Below are 6038 nucleotides of genomic sequence, written 5' to 3' on the forward strand. Positions count from 1 at the left end.
CTGAAGGCGAAGTTCAGTTTCAGGTCTGCAAACCTGAGCTATCTCGTGATAGCCCCTCGTGCGGTCCCCGCGCGGGGGTTTTTCATTTCAGGCGGTGAGTGGAAAAGCTCCTCGGGTACGGGATGGGATTTGATTGAACGAGCCGGCACCCGTAGGTGTGCGGTGAGCACGCCCCAGCGGGCTTGATCGCGCGCGCGGCGAGCGGCGGCTGATCTCGGGCGGCGAGGTGTCAGGCGCAGCGTAGTGGGTTAATTCTGCGAAACGCGATGCCCATCCAAACAGCTGAGCCGTGGGTGCCTGCATCGGCGCCGCGAATGCCGCGAAGCGGGCGTGTGGTTTGGGGCCGTCCTTCGGCACTTCACGCGCCACCCTGTCGCCCGGTTTGTCATGCCCTGGATCGAAACACCGATGCTCTGGCCAAAGAACGCGCGCTTTCGCGACCTGGTATCTTGCGGCCATCCGGCGTATCTGCGGCAGGCTGAGAGCGTCAGTTCGGCTTTTCGATGATAAGGGATTGGCCCGCCTTCGTGGGATAGGCGGTAATTGGGTAGCCGAATTCATCGCACATCCGGAAGATCGGCGTCGGTGTTCGGAACTCTCGGAACGCGTAGGTTGCACCGGCAATGCGCCGACCGCGCTGCGTGACCAAGGCAACCCACTCCTCACGCTTGGTTGGCTCGATTGCGAACACGTACCAAAGACCATGCACATGCACACCGCGGATCTCGGGCGGTTCCTTGCAGTAGATGCAGAAGAGCCAACCTGACGCCAGCAACGCCTTGAGCTCGTCAACTTGGACCACATTCGGGGGTGTCCTACCTGCTTGGGTCACAGTCGACGTCTCCATCTTAAGAACACGACGCACCGCTTGTCGGGCATCCTGTCAAATCTATACATCGTGCGCAACATGCAAATTTGATAGATCTGCGGATGTTGGTCTGCGGTGTTCTTTAATCGTGTCTCACGCCCCTTCCAAGACCTTGGTCGTTGAAGCGGTATGGTGTCTCTGGACTATGACGCCAAAAAGCGCCGCAGATCATAGGCGACGCGCGGCCCAAAGGGGGGCAGTGACAGAGAGTAATGCCCACAATTGTGCGCGCGAATTTCTGGATCGCCCCCAGCCGCGCGCAGGCTTTCGATGAAGCTTTCGGAAAGTTCAGGCCTGACGACGGTATCGCGCTTTGCGAGCGTTATCTGGAGGTCCAAGCTGTTACGGCACAGACGATCCGCAAAAGCCTCGAGATCGAGCGGTGCCCAAGCCCGGCGCAGAGTCGGAAGGTCCAGATGCGGCTCAAGACCTGCACGAATGTTTCGGGTAGCCCGACCTGTCCAAACCATGTCGGCGAGACTGCCTGCTGACAGGCAAAGCGCGGCGTTTCTTACCCCTGGTTCATGCGCCGCGACCAGACCAGCAACCCACGATCCCAAGCTCATTCCAAGCACGGAGATCTCTGAATATCCCTCGCCTTGGAGCCAGCGGATCAGGTCGCGTCCGTCGGCAACGGCCTGCCGAAAGGACTGCAACGTGCGACCGAGACTGGCGCTCAACATAAAATCTGCATGAGTTGCTCCTGGGCGGCTTCGCTCGAGATGGTAAGGTAGCGCGACTTCAGCAACCGTCAGACCGCTGCGTGCAAGATAGCCTGCAAGCAACCCGGCGCGCCTCTTGGCGTTCCAATGATGGAAAACGACAACGGCACGTGCTCGCGACGAGCTTTGTGTGAGCTTAACGGTCACAAGGTTATTAGCAGCAACGTCCGTCTTCACGCTCGACGGGAAGGTCAGAAAGTCCCCAATTTCGACGAAACCGTTCCCTGTATGAGCAGGACCATAGTAGCTCGGATTTGCCGCTGCCCATTCCGCACGGGTACAGAAGTAAGACAGGCCCCCCAGAAAATCCGACTTCGGGAATGCAAGATCCGGCCGCAGCTCGAAATGCGCGTCGCCCTTCGCGCGCTCGCCCCGACGTGCGCGGCGCTCGTCCCAGTGGTCAAGCCAATTACGCGACACGGCTCTGGGCCGGGTCGCAACGGGTTCGCGCCGGCGCGGCAGGAGCGAACAGACTGTAGACAGCAAGCATCGCACTGGCTCCCATGATGATCGAAAATCCCTGAAATGCACCTATGACAAAATAGCTCACCAAGAGTGCGCTCAGCACTAGACCCATTCTGATGAGGTTTGGCGCTAATCTGCGGTGACTGTAGATCCGGATGACAGCCACCAAGAACACCACCAAGGTTGAGACAACGACGACCAGGCTGCTGAAGCTGTTCGGCATGCTGTAATTCGCGCTGGCGCTTGGACGCTGATCTCCTCCCAAGATCGACATCATATCACGATAGAGCCAAGTGACGATGTGGTCACTGTCCAAAACGAGATAGTGGCTTTGCGCTTTCATGCAGACTGCGACAAGGATGCCCAAGATCGAGCATCGGAAAACACCCTGCATCACCACTCCGCGGGGTGCGTCCAGATCATCTTCCGACAGTGGCTTGGTCGTTGCGCTGCCCATGATGCCGCCGAGGTCGTCGATCACCGTGTAAAGCAAGATCAGGCCGGCAAAGAAAATGTAAAAGCAGATGCTCATGTAGAGATAGGCGAAGCCTGTGAAGCTGATTGTCGCTGCCCTGGACACGATCTCGGGGGAGATAATCGACAAAAAGCCCCAGTCCATGGGGTATCGCAAATCCCCCCTAAGCGTGGGCAGCAATCGCACGCCGACCCATTGCAGCAATCCTGCAAAGACGAAGCAAAGGATAAAAACCGACCAGAATGTCTTGGTGGAAGCGCAAACGATCTGCTGCCAGCTCAGCTCGTGCTTTGCTGGTCCTCCGAGCAGATCGAGAAGTCGGGGACGATGTCTCGCTTTCCAGCGCTGCAGCATATCGACCGCAAAGACGAAGAAAAGGGGCATCACGACCATGAAGAGCAGGGTCCAGTTGGGGGCCCAGATGAAGCCGACCTGCTTTTCCACGCCAGATGGCGTCGCATAGCTCGCGCTATGCACGCCCAGCACATAGGACAGAAAGACCAGCGCGACAGCGCCAGCGAAGACCGAAGCCGGCAGATCCAGATGCGATCCGTTGCAAAACAGTGCCTCTGACCATCTTGCAAGACTGCGACGCGGCAGCGCGAAGAGGTGATCGCCGTCGCGTCCCGCCGCTTTTTCTTGAGGTTGCCTAAGTTCGAGTGTCGGGCGCTCAACGGCCGGTTCGACTGCCTCGGCTCCGCCGCGCTTTTGCTTTCTCCGCCGCTCCAGCAGACGAGAATGGGCCAAACCGAGTGCCAATTGCCATTCCTTCGTGGCAAGCGGATCGTCACATCCGAGCACCCGGGCAAGCCAGCGCATATTTGTAACGCTGATGCCCTTGTCGTTTTCTTGAAACCAGAGTTGCACGGTTCTGAGCTCGATGCCTGCGCGGTTCGCAGGAATGGAGCTGATCGCATCGGCGAGCAGCTCAGGCGTCCAAGGCCCCACCGGAAAGTTGTCTTTGCCGACGGGTCTGCCAGCACCAACGGCTACGACCTGCCGGAACAATTCCTTGAAATCACATTCGTCTTTCGGTGGCGGCAGAAATATTTTGCCGTTCTTATTCAATATATTACCGGTATTAATTTCGTTTCAATACACGCCCGTTCGTACCGTATCGTGGCCAATGCATCAATGAATGTTAATCGGTCGTGTGCAACCTGGGGGCGATTTTCCGCCGAACCGTCGTCTCTCTTTGATCGACCGAGTGCTCCGAGGTTGCCGACAAATTGTTGAAGGTGACGTTGAGATATGGAATGGACGTCAGATACACGCTTCGTCCGGCGCCGATCCTGGAGACGATCTGTCGAACCCCGCAACGAAGCATTTAGAGGCCTGAGATGACTGCACATCGAAAGCGTATCGCAACACCCTTGGGGCCGGTTTCAGAGAGCGACGTTCAAATCTGGAACTACAAATGGGATAATGGCGAGATCAGCACCGTCGAGATCCCCGCAGGAATCACCTTTGATCCGAAACAGCCCATTCCGGTGCTGCAGGCCCTGCATTTGAGCGTGCCGGGCAGTTAATGCTCAGAGACCGCCCCGCGGGGTGATTGACGTCGCCCGGGCACAACCAGGCCCTCGCCCGCACTGATTTGGTCGAGGAGCCGGAGCGCTGCGTCGCGTCGGCTTTCTCATCGACGCGGCGTCGGGAACTTCGCGGCAGTCATGCGGTTGGCAACACCGGAGTACATGTGTTTGCGATTGGAGATCGCCGTGACGCCATTCTTTCCATTTCAATTCGTTCGAGTTGCCGTCAACACCACCATCATGTTGAGCCAAGCCCAAACCGTCATTGCTTTGCGGATGATGGGCATGGCAGGTTTCTGGTCGGTCACGCCGGCGGAAAATACCCGGATGGTGCAGGAAAAACTACGCGCCGGCTTGCAGGCTGGAATGGCGGTGCAACACGCCATGCTCACGGGGAAAACCCCTGTGGAAGTCGCGGAAGCGGCGCTGCGTCCCGTCGCGCGCGTGACAGCGTCAAATTCCCGACGCCTGATGAAGCGAGGGCCGACGCTTCCGTCCTGACGTTCTTAGTAACGCACCCATTCTGTTGATTTCGCGCCTGTGTGATCGGTCCAGCGTATCAAAACGCCACGCCAGCGCAAAATCGTGCCGATCTGGTTTTGGACGGAATGTCGATTGACACCCGTCGCCGCGAAGATCCAGTCCGGCGCATCACGCATTTCGGTGCGGGTCCAGAAGAACTCGCCTCTGTCTTCGTAATGCCCGACCTTTGAGCGATCAAGAACGTGAACGTCTCCGCCGCCGCGGCTTTGGCGATAGTCGATATGGTATATCTCGATGCCGTCCCGATAGGCACGGACTTCAGGCGGCAAACCGTCTGGCCCGCTGCCGATAGGTGAGACACCCGCGCCGTCCATCGGACAATTCCAAAGCTGCAAAGGCGGCTCGATTGGAAACGGCGTGATCCGGCGGATCATCTCGACTTTGGCTGCGGTGCATTCCGGTGAACTTGGAAACCCTCCCGCAAGGCACAGGAGAATTGCGCAGTCGACGGGATAGGCTGCCGCCTGCGTAGGCATGCCCAAAACCGTGATGGCGGTGATGATCGCCGCACGCCCATCGTTCAGGATGTCGTTAATCTTCTTCATATCTGCAATATGTTTTTATAATGCAGATATGATTAGCGTGCGGTTTCTCGATAATCAACCTACAGCGACCGCTGCTTTAGCTTGGGCGAGATGTCCGAGCGTGCTGACGAGGTCTTTTATCGGTTTCCAGAGGAAGCAGCTCTTCCGCAAAAATATCATATCTGCATATTGACACTTAAATGCATGTTTGCAAATGTGCCGTCACACGGTGCGCCCGAAGGTCACCGCATCGCCTATGATTTGACTTGACGAGAGAGCTGCCGCATGTGGTTGCCTGCCTCACCCGACCTAATATCGCAGAGCGCGTTGCGTATCCGTATGGGTCGCGCAAGCGTGTCTCTTGCCATGCTCAGCTCGGTCGTCCTGCTCACCCTTCTCGCCGCCACCCCGGCCAGCGCCGATGTCATCCGCTTCGGGACGGCTGCAAAATCTGCGCCCGATGTCACCAGCGTCCAGCGCTTCCGCAACGCACGCAATTTCGTCGCCCCGAATGCCGTCGCCCCCAGCTCCAGCGCCGAGACCGACCTGCGCCAGGCGCTGCGCCAGGCCTCCGGTGCCGCTCCGAACAAGCCCCTGCGCGCGCCCCGCATCCAATCCAGCATCGATCGCACGGCGGCACGTTACCAGCACCATCCGGCGTTGCGCGCCTCTGGCCTCTCGCCGCGGCAATGGCGGGCGCTCTTCCAGGCGATGATCTGGCAGGAATCGCGGTTTAACCCGCAGGCAAAAAGTCCCAAGGGCGCGTTGGGATTGGCGCAGCTGATGCCGGGCACCGCGCAGATGCTGGGTGTCAATCCGCGCGATCCGATGCAGAACCTTGATGGCGGCGCCCGCTATCTGCTGGCACAGCTCCAAGCGTTCCGCAGCCCGATGCTGGCCCTGGCGGCC

Annotated in this window: 7 protein-coding genes; 3 read left to right on the top strand and 4 right to left on the bottom strand. The window is 58.6% G+C overall.

Annotation, left to right across the window (positions count from 1 at the left end; translation table 11 throughout):
- Positions 1-487: 487 nt before the first annotated feature.
- The 3 genes from FN835_RS20725 to FN835_RS20735 form a co-directional block, all read right to left on the bottom strand.
- Positions 488-802 carry a hypothetical protein gene (locus FN835_RS20725; protein WP_142665133.1) on the bottom strand — a complete coding sequence of 105 codons (315 nt, stop codon included), beginning with the start codon at positions 800-802 and terminating at the stop codon, positions 488-490.
- Positions 803-1011: 209 nt separating this feature from the next.
- The gene (locus FN835_RS20730; RefSeq protein WP_142665134.1) at positions 1012-2010 is read right to left on the bottom strand and encodes an RcgR family putative quorum lactone hydrolase; all 999 of its coding nucleotides are present in this window, start codon (positions 2008-2010) and stop codon (positions 1012-1014) included.
- Positions 2000-3598: an RcgA family putative transporter gene (locus tag FN835_RS20735; RefSeq protein WP_142665135.1), complete on the bottom strand. Its 1599-nt coding sequence runs from the start codon at positions 3596-3598 to the stop codon at positions 2000-2002. Before FN835_RS20735 ends, FN835_RS20730 begins: the two co-directional genes overlap by 11 nt.
- A gap of 272 nt (positions 3599-3870) precedes the next feature.
- Here FN835_RS20735 and FN835_RS20740 point away from each other — a divergent pair, with 272 nt between their 5' ends.
- Positions 3871-4059, top strand: a complete 189-nt coding sequence (locus FN835_RS20740) for a hypothetical protein (RefSeq protein ID WP_142665136.1) — start codon at positions 3871-3873, stop codon at positions 4057-4059.
- Between the two features lie 177 nt (positions 4060-4236).
- Entirely contained in the window at positions 4237-4563 is a 327-nt protein-coding gene (locus FN835_RS20745; RefSeq protein ID WP_142665137.1) for an antifreeze protein, read from the top strand.
- 5 nt (positions 4564-4568) lie between these two features.
- Here the strand turns inward: FN835_RS20745 and FN835_RS20750 are convergent, their stop codons facing one another.
- Positions 4569-5150: a hypothetical protein gene (locus FN835_RS20750; protein ID WP_142665138.1), complete on the bottom strand. Its 582-nt coding sequence runs from the start codon at positions 5148-5150 to the stop codon at positions 4569-4571.
- Between the two features lie 345 nt (positions 5151-5495).
- Here FN835_RS20750 and FN835_RS21825 point away from each other — a divergent pair.
- Positions 5496-6038 (top strand): lytic transglycosylase domain-containing protein (locus FN835_RS21825; RefSeq protein ID WP_142665139.1); only part of this gene is annotated, 543 nt, incomplete at its 3' end.

Source organism: Paracoccus laeviglucosivorans, from assembly GCF_900182695.1.
Taxonomy (GTDB): Bacteria; Pseudomonadota; Alphaproteobacteria; order Rhodobacterales; family Rhodobacteraceae; genus Paracoccus; species Paracoccus laeviglucosivorans.

Excerpts from the sequence above, each read along its gene's own strand:
- FN835_RS20740 (WP_142665136.1), top strand. The coding sequence starts at position 3,871 with ATGACTGCACATCGAAAGCGTATCGCAACACCCTTGGGGCCGGTTTCA.
- FN835_RS20750 (WP_142665138.1), bottom strand. The coding sequence starts at position 5,150 with ATGAAGAAGATTAACGACATCCTGAACGATGGGCGTGCGGCGATCATC.